Genomic DNA, 1201 nt, shown 5'->3' with positions numbered 1-1201 from the left:
GTGTAACCCCCCCATATTTAGTGGCAACCTAAATTAGAGTTCATTGCCTTATTTTTTGCCAGATATTCCCACGGTGTTAAATCATTTAGCGAATCATGCGGTCTCTCGTCGTTATACTCCTTTATCCAACTTTCTGTCAGCTCTCTAACTTCTTGTAAATTTTTAAACGCGTACATATTCAATATCTCTGTGCGGTAAGTTCTATTGAATCGCTCAATAAATGAATTTTGCGTTGGTTTACCTGGCTTAATAAATTCTAAAGCCACTTGATGCTTTTCAGCCCAGTCTGCTAATGTGCTTGAGATAAATTCAGGACCATTATCCATGCGTAATTTAGCGGGAAAACCTCGCCATGCTACAACACGCTCTAATACTCGAACCACTCGCTGAGCAGGCAAACTTAAATCGATTTCGATAGCCAACACCTCACGGTTAAAATCATCTACTATGTTAAATGTTCTGAAGCGTCGGCCACACATCAAAGCATCACACATAAAATCCATAGACCAACACTGATTGATGGATGCTGGCACACTCAAAGGGGTAGGTGAGCGATTAGGAAGCCGTTTTTTGCCTTCACGACGCATATTAAGCTTCAACTCACGATACACTCGATAAACACGTTTATGATTCCATCTATGTCCCTGGCGGCGTAACACTTTAAGCAATTTACTAAAGCCATATGCCGGATAGCGTTCGGATGATGCCTGCAGTGCCACGATTACATCTTCATCAGATTGGCTATCCGGTTTGTATCGATAAACCGAGTCACTAATACCTACAACCTTACACGCATGACGTAAACTCACAGCATGAGTATTCACTGCATAATCAACCAGCTCCCGTCTCACAGACGGCTTCACAGCTTTTTTTCAACAATATCCTTCAGGATTTTGTGATCAAGACTTAGCTCAGCATACATTTGCTTTAGACGACGGTTCTCTTCTTCAAGCTCTTTTAGACGTTTTACGTCGGATGCCTCCATACCACCATATTTTGCTTTCCAATTGTAATAGGTTGCATCTGAAATCCCATATTCACGACAAATTTCTTTTACCAGCCGACCTGCTTCGACTTCTTTTAGAATTTTTACAATTTGTGTTTCTGTATAACGTGATTTTTTCATTTTTGTTCTCCTCAAACATAGTTTAACTTGGAGAACTCTAATTAGATATGCACCTATTTTACGGGAGGCTTACAC

At 40.5% G+C, this 1201-nt stretch carries 1 protein-coding gene; it reads right to left on the bottom strand.

Translation table 11 applies throughout. The features are described 5' to 3' along the window. Positions 1 to 17 precede the first annotated feature (17 nt). Positions 18 to 1126 (bottom strand): IS3 family transposase gene (locus OQJ26_RS19230; protein WP_416209969.1). Its coding sequence is split into 2 segments (ribosomal slippage): positions 18 to 874 and positions 874 to 1126, totalling 1110 coding nucleotides; the frame shifts between segments, so codons are not numbered across the junction. Positions 1127 to 1201 lie beyond the last annotated feature (75 nt).

The organism is Legionella sheltonii (assembly GCF_026191355.1).
Lineage (GTDB): Bacteria > Pseudomonadota > Gammaproteobacteria > Legionellales > Legionellaceae > Legionella > Legionella sheltonii.
This window is presented reverse-complemented; position numbering and strand designations above follow the sequence as displayed.